The sequence below is a fragment of the Amycolatopsis sp. 195334CR genome (assembly GCF_017309385.1).
In the GTDB taxonomy this organism is placed as follows: Bacteria; Actinomycetota; Actinomycetes; order Mycobacteriales; family Pseudonocardiaceae; genus Amycolatopsis.
Genome location: NZ_JAFJMJ010000002.1, coordinates 1,093,530 through 1,115,861, shown reverse-complemented (window position 1 = coordinate 1,115,861; position 22,332 = coordinate 1,093,530). Strand labels below are relative to the sequence as shown.

Sequence of the window (22,332 nt, the reverse complement as noted above, 5' to 3'; positions counted from 1 at the left end):
CTCTCTCGACCGGATAGCCGACGACAAAGTTGATCGTTCACGCGAAACTGGTCCCCTGTCCAGAGAGCCGTTGAAGGGGTTTGAGGGATGGACCAGCACGATCGCGACGCGCGTGCCGAGCAGGCCCGCGGCATCGCCGCGGACCTCGGCGAGCGCGGGATCGCCGCCGTCGTGGTGACCTGGGTGGACACCAGCGGCATCACCAGGGCCAAGGCGGTGCCCACGCCCCGGCTCGGGCACGCCGCCGCCTGGGGCATCGGCGCCTCCCCCGTGTTCGACGCCTTCCTGGTCGACGACTCCTCGGTGACCGGCCGGTTCGCCGGCGGCCCGGCCGGCGATCTCCGGCTGCACCCCGATCTGGACCGGCTGACCGCGCTGGCCGCGCAGCCCGGCTGGGCGTGGGCCCCCGCCGACCGCTACCAGCAGGACGGCACGCCCCACCCCGCCGATCCGCGGCTGCTCGCCCGCCAGGCCGTGGCCCGGCTCGCCGAGCGCGGGCTGACCGCGCAGGTGGCCTTCGAGGTCGAATGGTGCGTCTCCCGCGGTGACGGCGACGAGTTCGTCCCGGCCACCTCCGGCCCGGCCTACGGCATGTCCCGGATCACCGATCTGCCGGACTACCTGCGTGAACTGCTGGAGGCGCTGAGCGCGCAGGGCATCGCGGTCGAGCAGTTGCACCCCGAGTACGCCGTCGGCCAGTTCGAGGTGTCGGTGGCGGCCACCGACCCGGTCGGAGCGGCGGACCTGCAGGTGCTGGTGCGCGAGACCATCCGCGCGGTCGGCCGCCACCACGGCCTCCGCACCACCTTCGCGCCCAAGGTGGTGGCCGGCGGGGTCGGCAACGGCGGGCACGTGCACCTGAGCCTGTGGCGCGACGGCACGAACCTGATGTCGGACGGTGACGGCTGGCACGGGCTCACCGAGCAGGGCGAGGCCTTCGCCGGCGGCATCCTCGACCGGCTGCCCGGCCTGCTCGCCATCGGCGCGCCCTCGGTGGCCAGCTACCTGCGCCTGGTGCCGTCGCACTGGGCCGGCCCGTTCCGCTGCTGGGGCTGGGAGAACCGGGAGGCCGCATTGCGCCTGGTCTCCGGCGTGGCCGGGCACGGCCAGCGCGCGGCGAACCTGGAGATCAAGGCCTTCGACGGCGCCGCGAACCCGTACCTGGTGGTGGCCGCGCTGCTGGTCGCGGGCACCACAGGGCTCGACGAGCAGGCGGCCCTGCCCGAGCCGATCCAGGTCGACCCGGCGTCCCTGCCGGAGGGCACGGTGCAGCGGCTGCCCACCCAGCTCGACGCCGCGGTCGCCGCGTTCGAGGCGGACCCCGCGCTGCGCAAGGCGCTCGGCGAGGAACTGGTGGACACCGTGGTCACCGTGCGCCGCGGTGAGGCCGCCCTCTTCGACGGGCGGTCCGCCGAAGAAATCGTGGCGCGCACCCGATGGCGGTACTGACGCGATACCGTGAGGCCATGGCCGCCGCGTCGGACAGCTCGGGCAACGAGCCGAACCCCCGGTTCCACGAGGACCTCGTGGGCCTGGACCCGGCCGACCCCGAAGCCCAGGAGTTCGCCCGCCACCTCGACCGGATCGAGCGCTGCGGGCCCGCGTTCACGGTGGAGGCCTCGATCGACGGCGTGGCCGACTTCGCCGACTCCAGCCACCGCGCCGGCGGTTTGCGCTGGTGGACGGCGGTGGCGGTGGTCTGCCTGATCCTGATCGGGGTGATCGTCGCCTCGTGGGACATCGTGCTGCGGACGCTGGCCTGGCTCGCCGAGTAACGTGGAGAACGTGAAAGGTATGAAACCCGTCGTCGGCGCGACTCCCCGCGTGGTGAAGTCCGAGCAGGAGTGGCGGGAGCAGCTCGGTCCCGAGGAGTACCAGGTGCTCCGCGAGGCCGGCACCGAACGCCCGTTCACCGGCGAGTACACCGACACCAAGACCACCGGCGTCTACGAGTGCCGTGCCTGTGGAGCCGAGTTGTTCCGCAGCGACACCAAGTTCGAGAGCCACTGCGGCTGGCCGTCGTTCTACGACCCCGCCGACTCCGACGCGGTGCTGCTCCGCGAGGACCGCACCATGGGCATGGTGCGCATCGAGGTGCTGTGCGCCTCGTGCCACAGCCACCTCGGGCACGTGTTCGAGGGCGAGGGCTACGACACGCCGACCGACCAGCGGTACTGCATCAACTCGATCTCGCTGAAACTGGTACCCAACCCGTAACCCGTTCCAGGGACAAGCGCCTCCCCCGCCCGATACCTTGGCGAACACGCTTCGGGTGGGGAGGGGCGCCGAATGGGTGATCCGTGGGGGCTTTCGGGCCCGGCTTTTCTCGCGTTGTACGCCGGGTGCATCGTCGTGCCCACACTCGTGCTGGTCGTCGGACTCCTGCGGGTTCGCTCGGGCGGCGGCGAGACCGGGCAGCTCAACGTGCACCAGGCCGCCTTCCTGCGCGGCGGGCCGCGGCGCGCCGCCGAAACCGTGCTCGCCGGGCTGGTCGACCGCGGTCTGCTGCGGGTCGACTCGTCGGGCACCCTGCACGCCACCGGCCGGGCGGGCGCGACCCAGCTGGAACGGCTTGCGCTGGCCAGCACCACCGGTGCGTCGGGGCGGCGATCGGGAGCACTGGTCACCGTCCTCGCCGACACCGCCGCGATGCGCTCCCTGCGGAAGGGCCTGGTCACCCGGGGCCTGCTGGTCGACGCCGGGCGGCACCGGGCGGTGTGCCTCGCCGCGGCCGGTCTGTACGGTGCCGTGCTGCTGCTCGGCCTGATCCGGTTCGCCGACGGCGTCGAGGGGGGCTTCCCGGTCGGCTATCTGGTGCTGATGCTGCTGGCGGTCGGAGTCGGGCTGGTGGTCTCGTCGGTGCTGCGGGGACGCGGCAAGGACAAGCCGACGCGGGCGGGCGCGCGGGCCCGGACCGACGACTTCCCCGGCGCAGCGGGCGCGGTGGCCGAGCGCGGCCTGGCGTCGTACCCGGACCGCGAGATCGCCAGTGCGCTGGTGCTGGGACTGACTTCGCCGCCCCGGCCGCCGCGGCGGCGGCGGTCGAATTCTTCGTGCGGTGGCTACGCCGGTGGTGCCATCGTGAGTGGTGGTTGCTCGTCGTCGGGCGGCAGCGGCTGTTCGTCCTCGTCGGGTGGCAGCAGCTGCGGTGGCGGGGGCGGCGGTTGCGGTGGTGGCGGCGGAGGAGGCTGAGAGATGAACGAGACCTGGGGCCTGTCCGGATCCGGGTTCCTCGGGTTGTACCTGGCGCTGCTGGTGGCACCGGCGTTGCTGGGCGTGCTGGCCACGCTGGCCGTCCGGCAGGTGCGCCGGCACGGTTCCGAACCGGACGACTCGCCGTTGCCCAGCGACTACCACGTCGCCTACCTGGCCCGCGGGCCGCTGCGCGCGGTCGAGACGGCCATCGCCGCCCTGCTCGACCGCGGCAGCCTGCGTGCCGAGAGCGCCGGAACCCTCCGGTCGGTCGGCAGCGAGCCGGAGGACGATCTCGAGCGCGTCATCTTCGAGACCGGCTACCTCGGCACCACCCCGAACGACGCCGCCGTCACCGCGCTGAAGTCGCCGGAGCTGACCGAGATCCGCCGCGAACTCGAACTCCGCAGGCTGATCGAGCCGGAGCTGCCCACGCACGTGATCTGGTTCGGCGTGACCGTGCTCTACGGCGTGATCACGTTGTTCGGCCTGGTGCGCTGGTTCGCCGTGGTCACCACGAGCACGCCGATCGGCTTCCTCAGCTTCCTGATCTTCGTCGCGGCCGGGGGCGCCTTCGCCGCGCTGGCGCCCGCCCGGCGGCGACCGCGACTGCGCAAGACCGCGCTGGGCAAGCAGGTGCTGCGTGCCTCGCGGCAGACGCTCACCGGGGTCACCCGCGAGGTCGCGCTGAACGGCGGGCTGGGCGCCTACCCCGATCCCGAGGTCGCGGAGGCGGTGGCGCTGACGTTCAACCGCTCGCGCCGCCGCTACCCGGGCACCAGCAGCGCCGCGGTGATCGCCGGGACGCTGGCCGTCGGGGCGTTCGGCCCGGGAACACCCGGCGAGGGCGGCCTCGGCGGTGACGGTGGCGGCTGCGGTTCCGGCTGCGGCGGCAGTTGTGGCGGCGGTGGCGGAGGCGGCGGCTGACGTCGGCGGAAATACGGCCCTGCGCCGCCGTGCGGTGGCCTAATCTCCGAGCAGCTTCGATCGGTTGGAGGGCCGAGTGATGGACGAACCCTGGGGACTCTCTGGTCCGGACTTCCTGGTGCTGTACGCGTTCCTGCTGGCCCTGCCGCTGGCGGTGGCCCTGGTGGGCCGCCTCGCGCTCGCGTCCGGCGGGAACCGCGCGGCCACCGCGTACACCCCCGGCAACGTCTACGAGGTGGCGTTCCTGGCCGGTGGCGCCGACCGGGTCGTCGACACCGCGGTGGCGTCGCTGCTCGAACGCGGGCTGGCCCGCGCGGACAGCACCGGCCGGGTCCGCGGGGTGGGCAATCCGCCCGCCGATCCGGTGGAACTGGCCGTGCACAAGGTGATCGTGCGCCGGAGCAGTTCGAAGATGCCCGACCTGCGCCGGGAACTGCGCAAGTCACAGGTGCTCCGCGGGATGACCAAGCACCTGACCGACGCGGGCCTGATCCGGCCCACGGGCGGGCGCGTCGTCCTGCGGCGCGCGGTGTACGTGCTCTACCTCCTGATCCTCGCGCTCGGCGTGCTCCGCCTGGTCAACGGCATCGTGCGGGACCGTCCGGTCGGCTTCCTGGTCTTCCTGGTGGTGGCGGCCGCGATCGCCACCTTCGTCGCGGCCAAGGTGGCCAAGTCGGCGCCGCCGGTCCGGCCGACCGCACAGGGTTCGGTACAGCTGGCGAGCGCCCGCAGTTGGCAGTCGCGCCAGTCCGCTTCGGCCGGCGGCGGCCCGGCCCGGTCCTCGGCCGCGGTGCCGATGCTCGCCGGTGCGGCGGGCGCGGTCGCGCTGGGCGGCATGATGATGTACCCGGACGAGGAGATGCGGACCGCGCTGGCGGCCCCGTCCGCGGGCGGTTCGTCCGGCGGGGACGGCGGTGGCGGCGGCTCGTCGTGCGGCGGCGGTGGCGGCGGGTGCGGTGGCTGTGGCGGCTGCGGTGGCTGAGCTGCCCCGGTTCGGCGTCGGGATCGGCTGGCGGCCCGAACTCGACCTCTCCGTGCCGCGCCTGCCCGGGGTCGACTGGGTCGAGGTGATCGCCGAGAACCTCCAGCCGGGCGCCCTGCCCGCGACGCTGACCGCGCTGCGCGATCGCGGGATGCCGGTGCTGCCGCACGCGGTGTCGCTTTCCCTTGGTGGCGCCGAGGAACTGGACACCCGGCGGGTCGAGCACCTGGCCGAGCTGACCGCGGCGCTCGGCGCGCCGGTGGCCAGCGACCACGTGTGCTTCGTGCGCGCGGGCGGGCTGGACGCGGGGCACCTGATCCCGCTCCCCCGCACGCGCGAGGCGCTGGACGTGCTGGTGGACAACGTGAAGCTGGCGCAGTCGATCCTCGGGGTGCCGTTCGCGCTGGAGAACATCGCGGCGCTGCTGGAGTGGCCCGATCCGGAGCTGAGCGAGGCGCGGTTCCTGACCGAGCTGACCGACCGCACCGGCTGCCTGCTCATCGTGGACGTGGCGAACCTGTACGCGAACGCGCGGAACCTGGGCAGCGACCCGGTGTCCTTCCTGGACGAGATCCCGCTGGACCGGCTGGCCTACGTGCACGTGGCCGGTGGCGAGGAGCACCACGGCGTCTACCACGACACGCACGCCGAGGCGGTGCCGCCGCAGGTGCTCGACCTGCTCGGCGAGCTGCGGTCCAGAGTGGACCCGCCGGGCGTGCTGCTGGAACGCGACGACGCCTACCCCACCGACGCCGAACTGGCCGCCGAGCTGGCGGCGATCCGCGCGGTGGTCGAGGCGTGAGCCGGGAACGGCTGGCGGCGCAGCAGGCCGAGCTGCTGCGGGCGCTGCTCGCCGGGGGCGCCGCCCCGGCCGGGTTCGATCCGGGCCGGGTGGAGGTCGAGGTGCGGGCGCTGCGCGGGAAGCGGCGCCGGATCGTCGAGTACCTGCGGCCCGAACTGGCGCGGGAACTGGGTGATCGCTTCGTCCCGCTGTTCGGCGAATACGCGGAGGCGCACCCCCGCGAAGAAGGGGTGCGCATGCGGCAGGACGCGGAGGACTTCGCGGCCTGGCTCACCGCCAGGGGCGAGCTGAAGCGGCCGCGCCGGTGGTTACCACGATGGCCGGTCCGTTCCCGGTAGCCGGGTGCCCTCCGTCCACTGTGGATTCGCGCCGGGCACGGTGACGTGGGTGAGTTCGCCGTACGGGCTGGGCAGCGTCGCCAGCAGGCCGTCCGTCGAGTAGCCGGTGTCGGTGATTTCCCGGCGTCCCAGTGATTCCAGCCATTCCGCGGTGTGCGCGAGCGCGACCTGGCCGCGCCAGCCGCCGCCGTCGGTGGCCGCCCGGCGCAGCGCGGTCATCACGGTGGCCGCGGCGAGCCAGCCGGTGGCGTGGTCGAGCGCCTGCGCGGGCAGCGGGCGGGGCTGGTCGAGCCCGGCGTGCGCGGCGATGCCGGTGGCCAGCTGCACCAGGCTGTCGAACCCGCGGCGGTTGCGCCACGGGCCGTGCCAGCCGTAGGCGGAGAGGTCGAGCGTGATCAGACCGGGGAACTCGTCGGCCAGCTCCTCGGGCGAGAAGCCCCAGCGGGCCAGCGCGCCGGGGCGGAAGGACTGGACGAAGACGTCCGCCCTGGCCAGCAGCTTGCGCAGCCGGGCGCGGCCGGCGTCCTGGGTGAGGTCGGTGAAGGCGGAGCGCTTGCCCAGTCCGGTGTCCATCCACAGTGGATCGATACGGGGCAGGTGCGCGGCGCCGAGGTGCAGCACGTCGGCCCCGTGCGCGGCGAGCACCCGGCCGGCCACCGGCCCGGCGATGACGTGGGTCAGTTCGAGCACGCGGACCCCGCCGAGCGGGCGGTCGGAGTCGAACAGCCGCTTCGGCGGCGCGTCCCCGGTCTGCCGGAGCTCGACGAGCGGCTGCCCGGCGACGGCCTCGCCCTGCGGGTGGTTGAGCCAGTCCTGGCGGGTGCGCATGAGCGCCGCGGCGCCACCGGCCGCGACCACCGCCTCCTGCACCTCCCGGGCGCGCCGCTTGGCGACCGCCTCGGTGATGGCCTCCTTGGTGGCGGCGGCGCCGAGCCCCCAGCAGACGGCCGAGACGTGGCGCGGGTAGTTGCAGTGCAGCCGAACCCACCCGTCGGCCGCGAGGTAGTCCCCGGTCAGCGGCGCCCAGAGCTCGCCGGGCGCCTCGCCGTCCAGTTTGAGGTGGCGCTCACTGTGGAACGCGGCGGCCGCATGGCGCAACTCCACCTCAACGGAAGGCGGCTCGATCCCGCGGACCCGAAGCAACTCCCCCGCGGCGAGCGTTGCCGCCCCCACACTCACCGCCGCGGCCGCCGCCACCCGGAACGGCCCGGGCAGCACAGACTCGTCACCACTGAAGGTGACCAGCCCGGGCGAGCTTCCGCCACCAACCGGCCCCGCATCCGGCGGCAGGCTGTCACCACTCACCTGCCGCCAGACCGCGGCTAGTTCTTCTTCGATCACATTCCCTCAGTTGGTTTCGGGCCGTTGAGTGCGCAACAGATCGAGGATCTGGTTCAGCTGCTCGCCCTGTTTGTTGAGCTGCTTGCCCTGCTTGTCGAGCATGGCCGACTGGCCGTCCAGGCGGGCGTTGATGGTCTCGAACTGCGTGTCGTGGCCATCCAGCCGGTCGTTGATGGCCTTGAACTGGGCGTCGTGGCCGTCGAGGCGGGCGTCCATCCGGTCGAGCCGGGCGTCGATCCGATCGAAGCGAGCGTCGTGGCCATCGAGGCGGGCGTCGATGCGGTCGAAGCGGGCCTCGTGTGCGGCCAGCAGCTCCGTGTGGGTCTCCAGCGTCGCCTGCACACCGCGCAACTGCGCGCTGTGCTCGTGCTGAACCTCAAGAACCGACGACACCTTCCGGTCGATGACATCGACCCGCTGGTTCGTCTTGGTCGAGATCGTGTACAGCGCCTCGATGTCATTGCGGTGCTGGCGATGCTTGCGGTGGAACTCGAGAAATGCCATGCGGAAACCCTACCGCCCCTCCGACCAAGTGGCCTATGCCACCCCTTGACTACGGCAGGTTCTGCACCAGTTCCGCCGGCGGCACGCGCGTGCCGGTGTAGAACGGGATCTCCTCGCGCACGTGCAGCCGGGCCTCCGTGCCACGCAGGTGGCGCATCAGGTCCACGATCCGGTGCAACTCATCCGCCTCGAAGGCGAGGATCCACTCGTAGTCACCCAGCGCGAACGAAGCCACCGTGTTCGCGCGCACGTCCGGGTAGTCGCGCGCCTCCTTGCCGTGGTCGGCGAGCATCTTGCGCCGCTCCTCGTCCGGCAGCAGGTACCACTCGTAAGACCGCACGAACGGGTACACGCAGACGTACTTCCGCGGCTCCTCCCCGGCCAGGAACGCCGGGATGTGGCTGCGGTTGAACTCGGCCGGCCGGTGCAGCGCGACCTGGCTCCACACCGGCACCGAAGCCCGGCCCAGCGGCGTCCGCCGGAACCCGCTGTAGGCGGCCTGGACCTGCTCGATCTCCTCGGCGTGCCACCAGATCAGGTAGTCCGCGTCGGCCCGCAGGCCGGCCACGTCGTACACCCCGCGCACCACCACGCCCTTGCTCTCGAGACCGTCGAGGAACTCGGTGGTCTCGCGCGCGGCGGGGCCGCGGTCCTCGGGCAACCGGCCCGGTTCGGCCCGGAACACCGACCAGGCGGTGTAGCGAATGGTGTCGTTGAGCTCGTTGTAGTTCAGCCGCGCCATGCGTCCATCTTCGCAAACTCCGCGAGCCTCGTGGCGGCGGCGTCCGCGGTGGCGACGCAGGCGGGAATGCCGACGCCGCGCAGCGTGGCGCCCGCCACTTCCAGGCCAGGGAGCTCGCCGACGGCCCGGTCGATCGACGCCACCAGCTCGGTGTGCCCCGCGCCGTACTGCGGCAGCCCGCCACCCCAGCGGGTGACCACGGTGTCCACCGGTTCGGCCCGCACCCCGGTCAGTTCGGCGAGGTCGTCGAGCACCAACCGCACGAGTTCGTCGTCGTCCGCGTGCAGCGCGCCCGGCTCCCGGAACCGGCCGACCGATCCGCGCAGCAGCACCGCCTCGCCCCCGTGGTGCGCCCACTTCCTGGCCGAGAAGGTGAACGCCTTGACCGCGAACGGCCTGCCGTCCGCCCGCCGCTCCGACGCCCCGACCAGCACGCCCGACGCGTCAGGCAGCTCGGTCCCCGGCGGCAGGGCCAGCCCGATCACCGCCATCGAAGCCAGCTCCACCTGCCCGAACGCCGCCGAAGCCGCCGGGGCGACCCCGTCCAGCAACCGCCTCGCCGAGGGCGCGGGCACCGCCAGCAGCACCGCGTCGAAGTCCACAGTGGACTCCTCGGGCGCGTGCGCGGCGGCCGCCGCCCCGACCACCAGCCGCCAGCCGCCGTCCAGCCGGTGCAGCTCGCGGACCGTCGTCCCGGTCCGCACCCGCGCACCCGACGCCTCGGCCAGCCGGTCGATCAACGCGCCCAACCCGGAACTGAGCGTGCCGAACACCGGCGCGCTGCTCGGCGACGCGGGCAGCAGCGAAGCGGCTGCCTCGGTCAGCGTCGGCACACCCCGGTCGAGCGCGCCCGCCAGCCCCGGCATGGTCGCCCGCAGCCCGAGCCCGTCCGCTCCCCCGGCGTACACCCCGCCGAGCAGCGGATCGACCAGGCGGTCCACCAGTTCGTCCCCGAAGCGCGACCGCAGCAACCCACCCAGCGGCACGTCCCCGGCGGGCAACCCCACCGGCGGCAACCCGGCTTCGGCCGCCACCGCCGCCAGCCCCTCCGCCGAAAGCACACCGGCCACCGCGTCGGCGCTCGCGGGCACCCCCATGACCGTGCCGGGCGGCAGCTGCCGCGCCTGCCCACCGGCCCGCACGGTCGCGCGCGCCCCGGTCGGGTGCACCACCTCGAAATCCAGTTCGCGCGCCAGCGCCACCGCTTCCGGACGGCGGGCCAGGAACGCCTCGGCCCCGAGGTCGAACGGCCGTCCCGCCAGGGAGCCGGTCCGCAGCTTGCCGCCGGGCGCCCCGGTCGACTCGAACACGGTCAGCTCGGCGTCCGCCCCAAGCAGGCACCGCAGCCGGTAGGCCGCGGCCAGCCCGGAGATGCCGCCACCGACGACCGCGACCCGAGTGCTCAAAGCGAGTGCACGAGTTCGACGACCCGGGTGATCACCTCGGGATCGGTGTCGGGCAGCACGCCGTGCCCCAGGTTGAAGATGTGCCCGGCGGCCGCGCGGCCCTCCTCGGCGATCCGGCGCACCTCGGCCTCGAGCACCGGCCACGAGCCGAACAGCAGCGCCGGGTCCAGGTTGCCCTGCACCACCGGCGCCGAACCGGGCCGCGTGGCGGTCAGCCTGCGGACGGCCTCGTCGAGCGGCACCCGCCAGTCGACCCCCACCACGTCCGGACCGGCGTCGCGCAGGTCGGACAGCAGTTCCCCGGTGCCCACCCCGAAGTGGATGCGCGGCACGCCCGCGTCGGCCACCCCGGCGAACACCTTCGCCGAATGCGGCAGCACGAACTCGCGGTAGTCACGCGGCGAGAGCGCGCCCGCCCACGAGTCGAACAGCTGGATCGCGTCGACCCCGGCGGCGATCTGCACGCGCAGGAAGGCGAGCGCGATGTCGGCGAGCTTGCCCGCCAGCGCGTGCCACACCGCGGGCTCGGAGTGCATCAGCGCCTTGGTGCGCTCGTGGTTGCGGCTCGGCCCGCCCTCGATCAGGTAGGAGGCCAGCGTGAACGGCGCGCCGGCGAACCCGATCAGCGGGGTGTCGCCGAGCCGCTCGACCAGCAGGCGGATGCCCTCGGCCACCGGGACGACCTGCTCGGCGTCCAGTTCGGGCAGCGCGGCCACGGCGGCGGCGTCGCGCACCGGGCTGGCGACCACCGGCCCGGTGCCCGCCACGATGTCGATGTCCAGGCCGGCCGCCTTGAGCGGCACCACGATGTCGCTGAACAGGATCGCCGCGTCCACCCCGTGCCGCCGCACCGGCTGCAGGGTGATCTCCGCGAGCATCTCCGGGTCGAAGCAGGCGTCGAGCATCGCGGTGCCCGCGCGCAGTTCGCGGTACTCGGGCAGCGAACGCCCGGCCTGGCGCATGAACCACACGGGCAGCCTCGCGGGCCGCTCACCCCGCGCGGCCAGCAGGAACGGGGCATCGGGCAGCGCGCGACGCGCGGTGGCGGTCGCGGGCGCTGAGGCAGAGGAAGACATCGGATACATCGTGCCACGCACGAGGTCAGGGCCGATTTCCAGGCACCCGACGGCGCGTCCGCCAGCTCAGCGGGCACTTTCCGGCTTACAGTCCAGAGCGTGACCGCGATGACGCATGCGCCAGATCTCTTCCGCGAGGCGGTGGCGGCACTGGATTCCGTGCGCGCCCGCCCGGAGGTGCTTCTCGAGCCGATGCGCGCCCCGCAGCGGCTCGCCCCCTGGGCCTACGCACTGAGCTGCGAGGTCACCGGCCCGGCCGACGTGCTCGCTTCGGGCAGACTGGTGCTGCTGCACGACCCGGATGGCCAGGAGGGCTGGAACGGCGTGCTCCGCATGGTCATCTACGTCCGCGCCGAACTCGACCGCGAACTGGCCACCGACCCGTTCCTGCCCGCCGTCGGCTGGTCCTGGCTGACCGACGCGCTGGAGCACAACGGCGCCGCGTTCACCTCGCTCGGCGGCACGGTCACCGAAACCTCGTCGGCCCGCTTCGGCGACATCGCCGGCCCGTCCCGCACCGACGACCTCGAACTGCGCGCTTCCTGGACCCCGGACGATGCCGCCCTGCGCCCGCACGGCGAGGCGTTCGTCCAGCTGATGTCCAGTGTGGTCGGCCTGCCGCCGGTCGGGGTCTCGCTGTTCGAACAGCGCTCGGGCTCCTAGTAGTTGCGCCACTCTTCTTTCGCGTAGTCCAGCACGCGCGGCTGCATCAGCGAGGACGACGGCACGCCCGGGATGCGCCGCCGGTCCACCGGGAAGACCCCGGCCGCGCGCAGCGATTCGGCGTCCAGCGAGCGCAACGCCGGAACGCTGGGCGAGAGCCGTAGTTCGGGTTCGGTGTCCGACGCGAGGTGGAATCCCCAATCGCCGAAACTGGGGACTGAGACGTAATACGGCGTATTACGCAGGCCGACCTCGCGTAGTGAGGCCTCGACGCACCAGTACGACCGCGGCGCGAAGTACGGCGAACCGGCCTGCACGACCATGCGCCCGCCGTCCGCCATCGCGCGCCGGACCAGCGCGTAGAACTCCACCGAGTAGAGCTTCGCGGTCGCCGTGGAGTCGGGGTCGGGCATGTCGACGATGATCGCGTCGTAGCGGGCGGCGTTCTCGCGCAGCCAGGTGAACGCGTCCGCGGTGACCACCTGGACGCGCGGGTCGTTGAACGCGCCCTGGTTCATCGCCTGGAGATCGGGTTGCGTCCTGGCCAGGCGCACCACCTCGGGGTCGAGTTCGACCAGCGTCACGCGCCGGACGTCCGGGTAGCGCAGCACTTCGCGCAGGCCGAGGCCGTCACCGCCGCCGAGGATCAGCACGCTTTCGTGCGGGCCCGCGAGCACCGGGTGCACCAGGGCCTCGTGATAGCGGTACTCGTCGACCGAGCTGAACTGGAGGTCGCCGTTGAGGTAGAAGCGCACGTCGCCGGGGCCGCTCAGGGTGACCGACTCGGTGAGCACGATCTCCTGGTAGGGCGTGCGTTCGGCGTGCACGACCGGGTCGGCGTAGAGGGCTTGCCGGGCGGAGAGTTCGAACTGCCCGGCGAAGGCGAAGGTGGTGGTGAGCACCACGGTCACGCCGACCGCGGCCACCGCCAGCACGCCCTGCGTCCGCCGTCGCAGCCGCTTGCGGAACACGGTCAGCACCAGGCCGAGCCCGGCGATCGCGTTCACCGCGCCGACCAGCAGCGCGCCGCGGATCTGGCCGAACACCGGCAGCAGCAGGAACGGGAAGGCCAGGCCGCCGAGCAGCGCGCCGACGTAGTCCGCGGCGAACAGGTCGGCCACCGCGCTGCCCGCGTCCTGCTTGCGGATGCGCTGCAGCAGCACCATCAGCAGCGGGATCTCCGCGCCGATCAGCATGCCGAGCAGGAGCGCGATCACCACCAGCGCGGGCACGTACAGGCTGAGCCAGGCGTAGGCGGCGTAGAGCAGGAGCACGCTGAGGCCGCCGAGCAGGGCGAGCGCGATCTCGATGCCGGCGAAGGCGGCCTCGGCGCGGCGCTGGAGCGGTTTGGCCAGCAGCGCGCCGACGCCCATCGCGAACACCATCACCGACAGCACGATCGACGCCTGGCCGACGGTGTCGCCGATCAGGTAGCTGCCGAGCGCGACCAGTGCCAGTTCGTAGACCAGGCCGCAGGCCGCGCAGACGAACACGGCGAGCAGGACCGCGGCCCTGGCCAGCCGGGTGCGGGGTGCCTTCTCGGCGGTGGCCTCGTCGATGGCCTCGTCGCTGGCCGTCACGTGATGGCGGCGGCGATGATCGCGCTCACCGCGACGTGCACCGCGGCCGAGACCCACACCGCGGGGTGCGGTTCGGGGCGGGCCAGGATCTCGCCGAGCTTGCCGGGCGTGGCCAGGTCCAGCAGCACGAAGGCGATCGACATCAGCGCGAGCCCGGCCAGGCCGAAGACCACGGTGGACATCAGGCCGGTGCCGAGATCGCTGTCGCTGGTGATGATCGCCGTGGTGACGATGACGCCGACGCCGAGGAGGCCGGAGGCCAGCAGCACGGAGGCGTTGCGGTTGCCTTGGACCCAGATCAGCTCGCGGAGCTTGCCGGGCGTGGCGAGATCGACCAGCACGAAGCCGAGCGCCATCAGGATGGTGCCGGCCGCGCCGTAGGCCAGCGTGGCCAGCAGGCCGAGAACGAGTTCAGACATGGTCGCCTTTCAGTGCTTGGTGGAAGGAGTGCTCAACGCCCCTGCGGCCACTGCCCCGCCGGCGGCGGTTGTGGTGGCGGGTACTGCTGGCCGGGGTTTTGTTGCTGGGGCGGGTACTGCTGGCCGGGGTTCGGCTGGCCGGGGTACTGCTGGTGCCCCGGGTTCGGCTGGCCCGCGCTTGGTTGCTGCCCGGGGTTCTGCTGCTGGCCCGGGTTCTGCTGGTGCCCGGGACTCTGCTGGCCCGGGTTCGGCTGCTGGCCCGGCCAGTTCGGTGGCCCCGGCTGGTAGCCGGACTGGTGCGGAGGCTGTGGCCCGGGCTGGTGCTGCCCCGGCCACGGCTGCTGCCCCGACGGTTGCTGCCCCGGCTGCTGGCCGGGTTGTTGCTGGCCAGGTACCTGCCCCGGCTGCTGGCCCGGCGCGGGCGGCGGCTGGTGCCCCGGCGGCTGCGGCGGCTGATAGCCGGGCGGCGGTTGCTGGAGGTGCGGAGGCTGCGCCAGCGGATTCGCCGGGGAGCCCGGTGGTGTGCCGGGTGCTGGCGAGGAACCAGAGGAGCCCGGGGAGCCATCCGGCGCCTGCCGTGCCTTTTTCTTCGCGCGTGCCCTCATCCAGAACCCGAGTCCCACGCACAGCAGCACCCCGGCACCCAGCCCCGACAAGGTCAGCGTCGTGCTCAGGGGGAAGTCCGAACTGCCCGCCGGGCCCAGGGGGCGCGGGGTGGGCGCGTCGGCCGGGGGTGGGGTCGGCACTGCCTGCAGCGCACCCGACTCCACCATCAGCAACGGCAACCCGAGCGCCGCGTGGCCGGTGCCGCCGACCGGGTCCTCGACCAGCGCCGGCGCGGTCACCCCCAGCCGGGCGAAGTCCTCTTCTCGGGGCACCTTCGGGAAGTCGGCCGAGCCGGTGACCCAGATCCGCACGCCTTCCAGGGTCTCCGAGCTGTCGCCCGTGTACCCCACCGCGACCTGCGTCTCCAGCCACCGCGGGCACGTCTTCGCCGCGACGCCCGGACCCCGGCTCGAACCGAACACGACCCTCTTCGTCGAACCGTCTTCCAGGCTCCACCCGAAGCAGATGCCGTACGCCTTCTCCAGTTCGGCGAGGCTCTCGGTCAGCTGCTGCGACGCGTCCGGGCCGAAAACCGGCAGCGGCCCGCCGTCGTACCGGATGCTGTCCGAGTACGTGGTGGTGTCCGCGTTGTGGAACGCCCCCGGCTCGGGCGGCGCCGACCCGCCGAACTCGCTGATCCCCGCCCACACCGCGCCGACCGCGATCAGCACCAGCAGGAACCAGCCGCACCCGGCGCCGGGCTTCTTCTGCTTGTCCTCGCTCATTTGCCCGCCCCCGGTCCGCGGCCGCGGAAGTCACCGCCGTGCGTGGAGGTCCAGCCCCACGACCCACTGGTGTGCCCGCCGTACCGCCGGTAGGCCCGGTCGACGTCCATCACCTGGATGGTCGAGCCGGTTCCCCTCGGCGTGATGACCACGGCGTCGGAGTTGTACCGCAGGTAGATCCCCGAATTGTCGGCCGACTGCGCCAGCGGCTTCCAGTCGGTGACGATCAGCGTGGACACCGCGCTCGGCTTCTCCCCCGAGGTGTAGGAGCGCACGTCGTCGTCGAAGTCCTGCGAGGTGTCGCGGTCGAACTCGTTGTCCACGAAGTTCGCCACGCTCGTCCCGCCGAAGAACAGCAGGTTCACCGCGATGATCAGCGCGATCACCGCCAGGATCCCGCCCAGCACGAACCACAGCCGGTATTTCACTTCTTCCTCTTCCCCAGTCCTCAGTTCCCCGCGGGGTAGGTCCGCACCTCGTACCGCGACAGCACCTCGCCGCGGCTGACCTCCCACTTGCCGCTCTCGCCGTAGGACTCCAGCGACAGCCGGGCGTCGTCACCCGCGGCGTAGTCCTGGTAGTGCACGGTCCCGCCGGAATCGAGGCCGGTGGTGCCCTCGGCGGTGAAGGTGGCGGTCCCGGACTCCTGGTGGCGGTAGCTCCGGCCGTCCAGCTCGATCGTCTTGCCCGGGGTCACCGTCACGTCGGACAACGCGGTGAACAGCACCAGCTCCAGCTCGGGGTCCTCTTCCACGGACAGCCAGAACCGGCGGCCGGCGGCGTTCTCCAGCAGGTGCTCGGTCCACGACCAGCCGTCCTCGGTCAGCCGCAGCGTGCCGCGGACGCCGTAGGACTCGCCGCGGATCTCGACGAGCGCGCCGGGCGCCAGCTCGCGCGGATCCCCGCGCACCGCGTCCACGTCGGCCGAGCCGAAGGGGTCGGTACCGGGTGCGGGCTCCGCCGGTTTCGCCCAGCCGCGGCGGGCCAACAGCACGCCGACCACCACGAGCGCGACCAGTACGAGGACAAGCAGCACCACCACGAGTGCGTCAACCATTCGAGTGAAACCCCCATTACGCCCGGCAACCGGATTTCGGCGGAACCGGTCATTGCCCGGCGGACCGGGCACACTGTAACCAGCCGTCCGGATCTTTGTGGGCGGTTTGCCCGGAGAGGCGCCGGCGATCCCGGAACCGGGCACTGGCGGATGGGGGACAACCCCGGCGGCCGACTGCCGGAACTCCGCAGCGGGTCACACAGCACTTCCGCGATACGTGCGTTATGTCCGTTTAACGACCGTTTGTCCGGTTGGCCACCGGACAACTCACCGCCGGTGGTCCGCCGGGAACCGGCCGCGCGCCTCCCCCGACCGGCCGTAGCGGAGGCCCCGGAGTACCCGCGAGAGTGTTCCTCTGCGGATGCACGTAGCGAATGCACGCCCATCCGGGTGGCAGCAATCTCTGTTCATCGCCGGTCTCCACGCATCCGTTAGCCACTTGGGCATTACTACCCCGATCGTGTGACAGCGATGCCATGGAGTGACGACTCGATCCAGATCCGTACCCGTTCGATCCCCCCACTGACCCTCTCGGGCGGCTAGAGTGCCTTCGACGACACCACTTTCGGTCTAAAGCTGGCGCGGCTGATTGGCCGAAAGTCCCGGTGCCGGTCGGGGGGCACGACCGACTCCAGGGAGGTAGTGACGTGGCTGCCGTCGGCTTATCTCAGGCCGTCCGTTCCACGCCAGCCGGTGCATTGCCGGCGAGCATGGTTCCGCACCCGCGGGAAGAACTTTTTTCCGTACTGGTGGTCGATGACCACCCGTTGTTGAGGGAGGCAATCGCAGCAAGACTCGCACAGATGGGTGCGGGCACCGTTCACGAGGCCGCCACGGTGGCCGAGGCGAGGGCGAGGGCGACGGCCACCGGGCCGTGCGACCTGGCCATCCTCGATCTCGGCCTGCCCGATGGCAGTGGCATCGAGCTGGTTACGGAACTCCGTAGCCACGGCTGGCCTCGCGTGGTGGTGCTCGCGTCCTCGGACGACCCGTACGCGGTGCGTTCGGCGTTCCAGGCGGGCGCCCAGGCATACCTGCTGAAGTCCGCGTCGCCGGTGGTGGTCACCGACGGCGTGCGCAGGGTGCTCGAGGGCGGCGTCTACGCCGATCCCAGCGTCGCTCCGGTGCTGGCCACCGGCACGAGGGTGGCGGGCACCGACAACACCCCGCGCGAGCTGTCCGCTCGCGAGGTGGAGGTGCTCCAGCTCGTGGCGGACGGTCAGTCCAACAAGGAAATCGGTGAGGAGCTCAGCCTCTCCGCGCTCACGGTGAAATCCCACCTGTCGCGGATCGGCCGCAAGCTCGGCACCGGTGACCGGGCGCAGATGGTCGCACTGGCCATGCGCGCGGGCGTCATCCGCTAGTCAGGACCGTTCTGCGGTAAGGGCCGACCAGGCGCGGCCGGCCCTTACCGTAGGGTCGTGGAGTGGATACCGCTGATCAGGACGGCGCGACGCCCGGTACGCCGGACTCGCCGCCGCCGATTCCGCTGAGGGAACCGGCCGAAGGCACCCCCGGGGTCATCGCCGACCCGGAGGAGCTGGAGCGCGCCTGCGCTCGGCTCGCCGACGGGGCCGGCGCGATCGCGGTGGACACCGAGCGGGCCTCCGGGTACCGCTACTGGCCCAAGGCCTACCTGGTGCAGTTGCGCCGGGAGGGCGTGGGCTCCTTCCTCGTCGACCCCATCCCGCTGAGCGGGCAGCTGGGGCCGCTAGCCGACGTGCTCAACGGTGCCGAATGGGTGCTGCACGCGGCTTCCCAGGACCTTCCCTGCCTCGCCGAGCTGGAGCTGCGGCCGACTGCCCTGTTCGACACCGAACTGGCGGGCCGCCTGGCCGGGTACGACCGGGTGGCGCTCGGCACGCTGGTCGAGAAGCTGCTCGGGTACCAGCTGGAGAAGGGGCACAGCGCGGCCGACTGGTCCCGCCGCCCGCTGCCGGTCGACTGGCTGAACTACGCGGCGCTGGACGTGGAACTGCTGATCCCGCTGCGGGAGAAGCTCGAAGCCGAACTCGAGGCCCAGGGCAAGCTCGACTGGGCGCGGCAGGAGTTCGAGGCCGTGCGCACCGCTCCCCCGCCCGCTCCGCGGGCCGAACCGTGGCGCCGCGTCTCCGGCATCCACAAGATCCGCTCCCCGCGCGGGCTCGCCGCGGTCAGGGAGTTCTGGCAGATCCGCGACGAGATGGCCCGCAAGCGCGACCGCGCGCCGAGCCGGGTGCTGCCGGACAGCGCGATCGTCAGCGCCGTGGTCGCCGATCCGAAGACCACCGCCGAACTGCAGGCGCTGCCGGTGTTCAGCGGGCGCGTCCAGCGGAAGTTCGCCTCGACCTGGCTGCGGCCGTTGCAGGTGGCGCGCTCGCTGCCGAAGGCGGAGCTGCCGCTGCCCGCCCAGCCCACCGATGGCCCGCCGCCGCCGAACCGCTGGGCCGACAAGGACCCGGAGGCCGCCGCGCGGCTGTCTGCGGCGCGGACCGCGCTCACCGCGCTGGCCGAGCACCACCGCCTGCCGGTGGAGAACCTGCTGCTGCCGGAACTGGTGCGGCGCACCTGCTGGCGCCCGCCGGAGGACCGCGGCGAGGCCGGGGTGGCCGAAGTGCTGCGGGCGGGCGGGGCCCGGCCGTGGCAGGTCGAGCTGACCAGCCCCGTACTGGCGAAGGCCCTCACCGCCACTCCGGACGCCTGACCGCGCGACGCTGGACGCATGACCGAGACGCCGACCGCCTCACCGCGACGCCGGACGCATGACCGCGACGCCGAACGCCTGACCGCGACGCTGGACGCATGACCGAGGCGCCGGACACCTGACCGTGCGGCCCACCCTGCCCGCCGAGCGCTGTGAATGTGGCTTTCACAGCGCATTCCGCAGTGAAAGCCACATTCACTGCAGCGACCCGAGCTACCCGCGGGAGCATTCGAGTTCGGCGGCGTGCAGCAGGTCCAGGCCCGCCGCGCGGACCGAGCCGCTGGCGCCCGGCAGGCCCGCCAGCCGGAGCACGGCGTCCGCGCCGTGGCGGGCGTGGGCTTCCACGTCCAGTCCCGGGTCGTCGCGGCGGGCCGAGGCGACGCTTTCCACCAGGCCGAACGCGAGGCTGGTGCAGATGTCCAGCGACGCCGGGTCCGCCCCGGCCTCGGCGATCAGCGCGCGGTAGCAGTCCTTGAGTTCCGCCCGCGCGGCCCGGAACGCGGTCAGGTTCAGCGCCTTGACCTCCGGCAGCACGCACAGCACGCCGAGGTTGTGCCTGGCCAGCCCGAGCAACCGGATGTCGGAGTAGCTCAGCGCCCACAACCGGACCTCGGCCGGCGCCAGCTCCCCCAGCAGTTCCCTGGCCACCGCCAGCGACGGGTCCACGGTCTCCGCGAGCAGGGCGGCGAGCAGGTCCTCCTTCGCCGGGAAGTGGTAGTAGAGCGAGGCCTGGCGCAGCCCGGCGAGTTCGGCGATCGCGCGGGTGGTCGTGGCGGTGTAGCCGGTGGTGGTGAACAGCTCGGCGGCCGCGTCGAGCACGGCCTCGCGGGCGTCGTGGCGGCTCGCCGCCGCTCCGGTGGCTCGCGGTCTGCCCACCTTGCCCGTATTCCGCACATCGGAATGGTGCCAGGTGCGCGCCGGGTGGGCTGGATCGACCCAGTTGAACAATGGTCTATACCTATCACCGACCGCCAGCTAGCGTGGAATGGTCTGGACCACTATCCCGTCCTCGCGCAAAGGAACAGGCCATGCGGCACACCCCTCGCCGACTGCTCAGCGCATTCCTCGCCTTCCTGCTGGCCATCACCGTCTCGGCGGCACTCGGCAGACCCGCGGCCGCCGCCGGTCCGCTGACCGCGGCGTACACCCTGACCGGCACCACCGGCCAGTACCAGGTGACCAACTCCGGGAGCACCGCGGTCACCGGCTGGACGCTCACCTTCCGGCTGCCCGCCGGCGTCACCGCCACCAGCGGCCAGCACGCCACCGTCACCCAGAACGGCACCGAGGTCACCCTCACCCCGGCCTACTACCTGAACACCCTGCAGCCCGGCCGGACCACCTACCCGTACAACCCCACCTTCCAGCTCAGCGCGGCGGCCACCCCGACCGCCTGCCGGGTCGCGGGCGCGAACTGCGACGGCTCCCCCGACACCCCGCCCACCGCACCCGGCAACGTCCAGGCGACGGTGAAGACCACCAAGTCCGTGACGCTCACCTGGACCGCTTCGGCCCCCGGTTCCCTGCCGGTGGCGAGCTACGAGGTGTTCAACGGCAGCACGAAGGCCGCCACGGTGACCAGCCCGACGGCGACGATCTCCGGGCTTACCCCGAACACCGACTACTCGTTCACCGTGGTCGCCAAGGACACCGCCGGACTCGCCTCCCCCGCCTCCGCGCCGCTGGCCGTGCGCACGAACAACCCCTCCGACGACACCCAGGCCCCGACCGCACCGGGGAACCTCCAGGCGACCGCGACCGACGCGGGCAGCGTTTCCCTCGCCTGGACCGCGAGCACCGACAACACCGGCGTGGCCGCCTACGACGTCTACCGCGGCACCACCCTCGCCGCCACGGTGACCACCACCAGCGCGAAGATCGGCGGCCTCACACCGTCCACTTCGTACAGTTTCTCGGTGCTCGCCCGTGACGGCTACGACAACACCTCGGCGCCGAGCAACACGGTCACCGCGAAGACCGGGGACATCGTCGGCGGGTACGCCAAGATCGGCTACTTCGTGCAGTGGGGCATCTACGGCCGCCAGTTCTTCGTGCGCAACCTCGACACCAACGGCGCGGCGGCGAAGCTGACCCACCTCAACTACGCCTTCGGCAACATCGACCCGGTGAACCTGACCTGCCTGCACGGGGTCACCAAGGGCACCTCGCCGAACCCGCAGGACCCGAACCAGGGCGACGGCGCCGGCGACGCGGAAGCCGACTACAGCAGGCCGATGTCCGCGGCGCAGTCGGTCGACGGCGTGGCCGACACCGGCTGGGAAAAGCTGCGCGGCAACTACAACCAGCTCAAGAAGCTCAAGGCCAAGCACCCCAACCTGAAGGTGCTCATCTCGCTCGGCGGCTGGACCTATTCGAAGTACTTCTCCGACGTGGCCGCCACCGACGCCGCGCGCAAGAAGTTCGTCAGCTCCTGCCTGGACATCTACATCAAGGGCAACCTGCCGGTGTACAACGGCGCGGGCGGCCCGGGCACCGCGGCGGGCATCTTCGACGGCATCGACCTCGACTGGGAGTGGCCGGGCGCGGAAGGCCACCCGGGCAACCACGTCAGCCCGGCCGACAAGGTCAACAACACCCTGCTGATCAACGAGTTCCGCAAGCAGCTCGACGAACTCGGCGCGACGCAGGGGAAGCGGTACCAGCTGACCGCGTTCACCCCGGCCGACCCGGCGAAGATCGAGGCGGGCTGGGAGCTCGGTCCGGTGGCGAACTCGCTGGACATCTTCAACGTGCAGGGCTACGACTTCCACGGCGCGGGCAGCGACAACTCGTGGGAGCCGAACCGGACCGGGCACCAGGGCAACCTGTACACCGATCCCGACGACCCGTACAACTTCCACTTCAGCGTGGAGAACGCGATCAAGCCGTACCTCGACGCGGGGGTCAACCCGCGGAAGCTGACCGTCGGACTGGCGTTCTACGGCCGTGGCTGGCAGGGCGTGACCGACGGCGGCAAGGCTGGTGAGTGGCAACAGGCGAACGGCGCCGCCCCGGGCCAGTTCGCCGAGGAAGCCGGGACACGCGGGTATTCGAACCTGGTGGCCAGCGTGCCGAACTGCACGGTGCGCCACGACGAAGCCGCCGTGGCGACGTCCTGCTTCACCGGCAACGGCGGGCAGTGGTGGACCTTCGACGACGCGTGGTCGATCGGCAAGAAGACCGCGTGGATCAAGAGCAAGGGCCTGCTCGGCGCGATGATCTGGGAGATGTCCGGCGACACCGGCGTGTTGATGAGCGCCACGGACAACGGGCTCAAGTGAACCACCGC

Annotated in this window: 23 protein-coding genes; 12 read left to right on the top strand and 11 right to left on the bottom strand. The window is 72.2% G+C overall.

All coding sequences use genetic code 11. The annotated features are described in order from the left end of the window. Positions 1-87: 87 nt before the first annotated feature. From JYK18_RS28225 to JYK18_RS28190, 8 genes are all read left to right on the top strand, one after another. Positions 88-1,449, top strand: coding sequence for a glutamine synthetase family protein (locus JYK18_RS28225; protein ID WP_206806479.1), 1,362 nt, complete (start codon positions 88-90; stop codon positions 1,447-1,449). Positions 1,450-1,466: 17 nt separating this feature from the next. Beyond that, complete coding sequence (locus JYK18_RS28220) at positions 1,467-1,775, top strand: hypothetical protein (protein ID WP_206806478.1); 309 nt, start codon at positions 1,467-1,469, stop codon at positions 1,773-1,775. A 19-nt stretch (positions 1,776-1,794) separates the two neighbouring features. Further along, a complete protein-coding gene (gene msrB, locus JYK18_RS28215; RefSeq protein ID WP_206806477.1) occupies positions 1,795-2,217 on the top strand; it encodes a peptide-methionine (R)-S-oxide reductase MsrB in 423 nt (140 codons plus the stop codon). A gap of 72 nt (positions 2,218-2,289) precedes the next feature. Then, positions 2,290-3,192 carry a TIGR04222 domain-containing membrane protein gene (locus JYK18_RS28210; RefSeq protein WP_206806476.1) on the top strand — a complete coding sequence of 301 codons (903 nt, stop codon included), beginning with the start codon at positions 2,290-2,292 and terminating at the stop codon, positions 3,190-3,192. Positions 3,193-3,195: 3 nt separating this feature from the next. Continuing rightward, complete coding sequence (locus JYK18_RS28205) at positions 3,196-4,119, top strand: TIGR04222 domain-containing membrane protein (protein ID WP_206806475.1); 924 nt, start codon at positions 3,196-3,198, stop codon at positions 4,117-4,119. A gap of 79 nt (positions 4,120-4,198) precedes the next feature. Then, complete coding sequence (locus JYK18_RS28200; protein ID WP_206806474.1) at positions 4,199-5,101, top strand: TIGR04222 domain-containing membrane protein; 903 nt, start codon at positions 4,199-4,201, stop codon at positions 5,099-5,101. Then, positions 5,094-5,903, top strand: a complete 810-nt coding sequence (locus JYK18_RS28195; protein ID WP_374195071.1) for a DUF692 domain-containing protein — start codon at positions 5,094-5,096, stop codon at positions 5,901-5,903. The genes JYK18_RS28200 and JYK18_RS28195 overlap by 8 nt, the downstream gene beginning before the upstream one ends. Then, the gene (locus JYK18_RS28190) at positions 5,900-6,241 is read left to right on the top strand and encodes a hypothetical protein (RefSeq protein ID WP_206806473.1); all 342 of its coding nucleotides are present in this window, start codon (positions 5,900-5,902) and stop codon (positions 6,239-6,241) included. Before JYK18_RS28195 ends, JYK18_RS28190 begins: the two co-directional genes overlap by 4 nt. Here JYK18_RS28190 and JYK18_RS28185 read toward each other — a convergent pair. From JYK18_RS28185 to hemE, 5 genes are read right to left on the bottom strand one after another with little or no spacing between them, the layout of a single operon-like run. Further along, positions 6,212-7,579: a CoA transferase gene (locus JYK18_RS28185; protein ID WP_206808169.1), complete on the bottom strand. Its 1,368-nt coding sequence runs from the start codon at positions 7,577-7,579 to the stop codon at positions 6,212-6,214. The genes JYK18_RS28190 and JYK18_RS28185 overlap by 30 nt on opposite strands. A gap of 9 nt (positions 7,580-7,588) precedes the next feature. Continuing rightward, a complete protein-coding gene (locus JYK18_RS28180; RefSeq protein WP_206806472.1) occupies positions 7,589-8,086 on the bottom strand; it encodes a hypothetical protein in 498 nt (165 codons plus the stop codon). A gap of 49 nt (positions 8,087-8,135) precedes the next feature. Next, positions 8,136-8,828, bottom strand: a complete 693-nt coding sequence (gene hemQ, locus JYK18_RS28175) for a hydrogen peroxide-dependent heme synthase (RefSeq protein ID WP_206806471.1) — start codon at positions 8,826-8,828, stop codon at positions 8,136-8,138. Next, a complete protein-coding gene (gene hemG / locus JYK18_RS28170) occupies positions 8,816-10,234 on the bottom strand; it encodes a protoporphyrinogen oxidase (protein ID WP_206806470.1) in 1,419 nt (472 codons plus the stop codon). The genes hemQ and hemG overlap by 13 nt, the downstream gene beginning before the upstream one ends. Then, the gene (gene hemE, locus JYK18_RS28165) at positions 10,231-11,310 is read right to left on the bottom strand and encodes a uroporphyrinogen decarboxylase (protein ID WP_206806469.1); all 1,080 of its coding nucleotides are present in this window, start codon (positions 11,308-11,310) and stop codon (positions 10,231-10,233) included. Before hemE ends, hemG begins: the two co-directional genes overlap by 4 nt. 99 nt (positions 11,311-11,409) lie before the next feature. Here hemE and JYK18_RS28160 point away from each other — a divergent pair, with 99 nt between their 5' ends. After that, entirely contained in the window at positions 11,410-11,973 is a 564-nt protein-coding gene (locus JYK18_RS28160) for a DUF3000 domain-containing protein (protein ID WP_206806468.1), read from the top strand. Here the strand turns inward: JYK18_RS28160 and JYK18_RS28155 are convergent. The 5 genes from JYK18_RS28155 to JYK18_RS28135 are packed head-to-tail and all read right to left on the bottom strand — an operon-like array spanning position 11,970 to position 16,360. Then, positions 11,970-13,553 (bottom strand): polyamine aminopropyltransferase, encoded by a 1,584-nt coding sequence (locus tag JYK18_RS28155; RefSeq protein ID WP_206806467.1) that lies wholly within the window; start codon positions 13,551-13,553, stop codon positions 11,970-11,972. The two genes, JYK18_RS28160 and JYK18_RS28155, sit on opposite strands and share 4 nt — an antisense overlap. Further along, positions 13,550-13,972 carry a DUF350 domain-containing protein gene (locus tag JYK18_RS28150; RefSeq protein WP_206806466.1) on the bottom strand — a complete coding sequence of 141 codons (423 nt, stop codon included), beginning with the start codon at positions 13,970-13,972 and terminating at the stop codon, positions 13,550-13,552. Before JYK18_RS28150 ends, JYK18_RS28155 begins: the two co-directional genes overlap by 4 nt. Before the next feature lie 32 nt (positions 13,973-14,004). Beyond that, on the bottom strand, positions 14,005-15,303 hold the full coding sequence (locus tag JYK18_RS47645; RefSeq protein WP_206806465.1) for a hypothetical protein: 1,299 nt from the start codon (positions 15,301-15,303) through the stop codon (positions 14,005-14,007). After that, positions 15,300-15,731 (bottom strand): DUF4247 domain-containing protein, encoded by a 432-nt coding sequence (locus tag JYK18_RS28140; protein ID WP_206806464.1) that lies wholly within the window; start codon positions 15,729-15,731, stop codon positions 15,300-15,302. Before JYK18_RS28140 ends, JYK18_RS47645 begins: the two co-directional genes overlap by 4 nt. Positions 15,732-15,751: 20 nt before the next feature. After that, positions 15,752-16,360, bottom strand: coding sequence for a DUF4178 domain-containing protein (locus tag JYK18_RS28135; RefSeq protein ID WP_206806463.1), 609 nt, complete (start codon positions 16,358-16,360; stop codon positions 15,752-15,754). A 647-nt stretch (positions 16,361-17,007) separates the two neighbouring features. On the opposite strand from JYK18_RS28135, the gene JYK18_RS28130 reads away from it, so the two are divergent. Then, positions 17,008-17,724 carry a response regulator transcription factor gene (locus tag JYK18_RS28130; RefSeq protein ID WP_040406084.1) on the top strand — a complete coding sequence of 239 codons (717 nt, stop codon included), beginning with the start codon at positions 17,008-17,010 and terminating at the stop codon, positions 17,722-17,724. A 62-nt stretch (positions 17,725-17,786) separates the two neighbouring features. Continuing rightward, a complete protein-coding gene (locus JYK18_RS28125) occupies positions 17,787-19,043 on the top strand; it encodes a ribonuclease D (RefSeq protein WP_206806462.1) in 1,257 nt (418 codons plus the stop codon). Between the two features lie 213 nt (positions 19,044-19,256). Here JYK18_RS28125 and JYK18_RS28120 read toward each other — a convergent pair whose 3' ends face one another. Then, positions 19,257-19,919: a TetR family transcriptional regulator gene (locus JYK18_RS28120; RefSeq protein WP_307796099.1), complete on the bottom strand. Its 663-nt coding sequence runs from the start codon at positions 19,917-19,919 to the stop codon at positions 19,257-19,259. A 152-nt stretch (positions 19,920-20,071) separates the two neighbouring features. Here JYK18_RS28120 and JYK18_RS28115 point away from each other — a divergent pair, with 152 nt between their 5' ends. Further along, positions 20,072-22,324 (top strand): glycosyl hydrolase family 18 protein, encoded by a 2,253-nt coding sequence (locus JYK18_RS28115; protein ID WP_206806460.1) that lies wholly within the window; start codon positions 20,072-20,074, stop codon positions 22,322-22,324. Positions 22,325-22,332: the final 8 nt, after the last annotated feature.